This is a genomic window from Streptomyces sp. NPDC050263, assembly GCF_040655955.1.
Taxonomy (GTDB): domain Bacteria; phylum Actinomycetota; class Actinomycetes; order Streptomycetales; family Streptomycetaceae; genus Streptomyces.
The window spans coordinates 1-2,353 of sequence record NZ_JBFAKW010000270.1 but is presented as its reverse complement, the minus strand read 5'-3'; the positions used below and the strand labels follow the sequence as shown (position 1 = coordinate 2,353).

At 64.8% G+C, this 2,353-nt stretch carries 4 protein-coding genes; all 4 read left to right on the top strand.

Going from position 1 to position 2,353, the window contains the following annotated elements; all coding sequences use genetic code 11:
• Positions 1–573: 573 nt before the first annotated feature.
• The 4 genes from AB0J04_RS45855 to AB0J04_RS45840 all read left to right on the top strand — a co-directional run bounded on the left by AB0J04_RS45855 (position 574) and on the right by AB0J04_RS45840 (position 2,080).
• Positions 574–870 (top strand): hypothetical protein, encoded by a 297-nt coding sequence (locus tag AB0J04_RS45855; RefSeq protein ID WP_363174682.1) that lies wholly within the window; start codon positions 574–576, stop codon positions 868–870.
• Positions 867–1,277: a PIN domain-containing protein gene (locus tag AB0J04_RS45850; protein ID WP_363174680.1), complete on the top strand. Its 411-nt coding sequence runs from the start codon at positions 867–869 to the stop codon at positions 1,275–1,277. Before AB0J04_RS45855 ends, AB0J04_RS45850 begins: the two co-directional genes overlap by 4 nt.
• A 135-nt stretch (positions 1,278–1,412) precedes the next feature.
• Entirely contained in the window at positions 1,413–1,820 is a 408-nt protein-coding gene (locus AB0J04_RS45845; protein WP_363174679.1) for a hypothetical protein, read from the top strand.
• The gene (locus AB0J04_RS45840; RefSeq protein ID WP_363174678.1) at positions 1,820–2,080 is read left to right on the top strand and encodes a hypothetical protein; all 261 of its coding nucleotides are present in this window, start codon (positions 1,820–1,822) and stop codon (positions 2,078–2,080) included. Before AB0J04_RS45845 ends, AB0J04_RS45840 begins: the two co-directional genes overlap by 1 nt.
• The last annotated feature ends 273 nt before the right edge of the window (positions 2,081–2,353 follow it).

The window sequence follows — 2,353 nt, the reverse complement described above, 5'->3', positions numbered from 1 at the left end:
CGGGCAGCCCGCCGACGCTCGTGCCGAGTGTCGGCGGGCTGCCGGTCCCGGGCGTGAGCGGGGCTCAACCTGGCACTGCCGGGAGCAAGTCGTGGGCGTGGAGTCCTTGCGCGTCGCACAGCAAGTTGTCGCCAACGACCGTCCTACGGCCGGATCGCAGACACAGGGCCGCCCAGGGGGCCGACCCTTCACGTCCGTCGCGCAGGCTCACCGGGGGCGGCGGCCTTCCCCGCCCCCGGCGGGGAGCGATACCCCCGGGCGGCCCGTCGTCGGCAGACCCCTTCCAGCCCAGCCTCCGTGCCGCCGGACCGGCAAGCACACCGACCCCGCATCGACGCCCGAGGGCGGCCTGCCCGGCGAACGGGTCGCCGGAGGGAGCACCGGACAGGATACCGGTCCAAGACCCTGCCGACCCCTCCCCTGCGCGATCGGGCCCCCGGAACACGACCGGCCCCACACCGGACGGGACCCCGGCCCAAGGTCCCCCAATCCCCGCGAGCACAGGTGACAGGACCGGGAACGGGAGGTCAAAGAGCCAGGACAGCCAGGGCGCGTGCGTGCCAGACTGAAGCCATGACGGCAGCACACGACTTCGAAGACCTGCGATACGCGCTGGAGCACCTCAGCCCGCAGCAGGCCCGACGCCTGCGCCTGATCATCAGCCAGGACGAGGAACTCGCCGACGCCCTCCCGCAGCGTCCGGACGAGCAGCAGGAGCAGGCCGATGCCGAACCGGACGACGAAGGCGACCTGCTCCCGGACAGCTTCCTCGCCCTCGCAGGCAGCATCGAAGCTCCTGCTGACTACGCCGAGAACCACGACGCATACATCCGCGCCCGCGGCGAGCAGCGCGGGAGTGCCGCCGGGTGATCACTACCATTCTCGACACCGGCCCGCTCGTGGCGTTCTTCAACGCCAAGGACAAGCATCACGCCCGCTGCGTGACCTTCTTCTCTCAGCTCCGAGGCCGCAAGATCCTTCCCTCCACCGTGCTGGCCGAAGTCAGCTGGCAGCTGGAGCACTGGCCGCACATCGAGGGCGCCTTCATCGAGCACGTGGCCAAGGGCCACTTCGAGCTCGACAACGTCACCACCGACGACCTCCTCCGAGTCGGCGAACTCATCCACCAGTACGCCGACTTCCCTCTTGGAGCGGTCGACGCTTCCGTGATCGCGGTTGCCGAACGTCACGGCGCTCAGCGCATCGCAACCCTCGACCACCGTCATTTCACGGTCATCCGGCCCAAGCACATCCCGGCCTTCACGCTGCTTCCGTAAATCACCGTTTGACGGCAACGCTGACGGCAACACCCACGGATATCAGCGCACAAGCACGAACACCGTTTTGCTATCAACTACCAGCCTGACCAGCGAAGTTGCAGGTGACAGCACCCCCACCCGCACACGTACTATGTGCTGGCGGGGGCCACGCCGGTACTCGTTCACAACTGCGATGGCGGCGTCGATTGGGTCAACGAGAACGCAAATATGAGTTCCGCAGCGCGGGCTTATGATGCTGGGGCGGCGGGTTCCAGGGCTGGCGTGGCCCCGGCGTTGCAGTACTACAAGGCTGGCGGGAATCGCCTGTCTCAGATCAAATTCGATGGGTTTGATGCGGCCAACGGCGTGATGATCGACCGAAAGGTGAGCGTCACAACCTTCAACAAGACATACCGACAAGCCATGAATCAATCTCTGGCGCTTGAGCAGAACGGTTACAGCGGCCGGTGGGAAGTCCCCACTGCGGCTGAGGCCGCACGGGCTCGAAAAGTCCTCGGCGGCCTCCTGATCACCAACATTCGAGTGAGGGTCGTGCCCTGATGGATGTCAAAAAGGTCCTGGTTCGCGCATTCGTAAGCCTCGTCGTCTCGATCGACTTGACGGACGATGAAGATATTGATCCGGATATCGCGACGGACATTCTCGAACCTGCTGCCGCCCTGTTTCGTGATCTCTCGGAAGAGGGGCTTCGGGAAGTTACTTCCCTGGTTCTTGAGTGCGCCGATCTGGAAGAGAACCCGGAGCGCAGGAGGGTAATTCTGGGGCTTCCGGAAGCCATTGGTCTTCTCGATGAAGACTGATCAGCGGGAAGTGAGGCGTAACCTCTTCGCTCGATCCCACAACCGTCGCACTGATTTTAGGTAGCAAATTTGAAGCCCCGTCAGGTGAGTCCTGGCGGGGCTTCTGCGTGGGGTGACGGCAGTAGTTGACGGCAACGTCAGCGGACGAGCGCGGCGCAGGGGGGTCTGTCAAACGAGTGGTGTAACCAGGGTGTTGGGGCTACTGACGGGCTGCTGAGAGTCGGCCGTCGAAGGTGATGTCGAAGGCGTTCAGGGCGGTCTTCCAGCGCATGG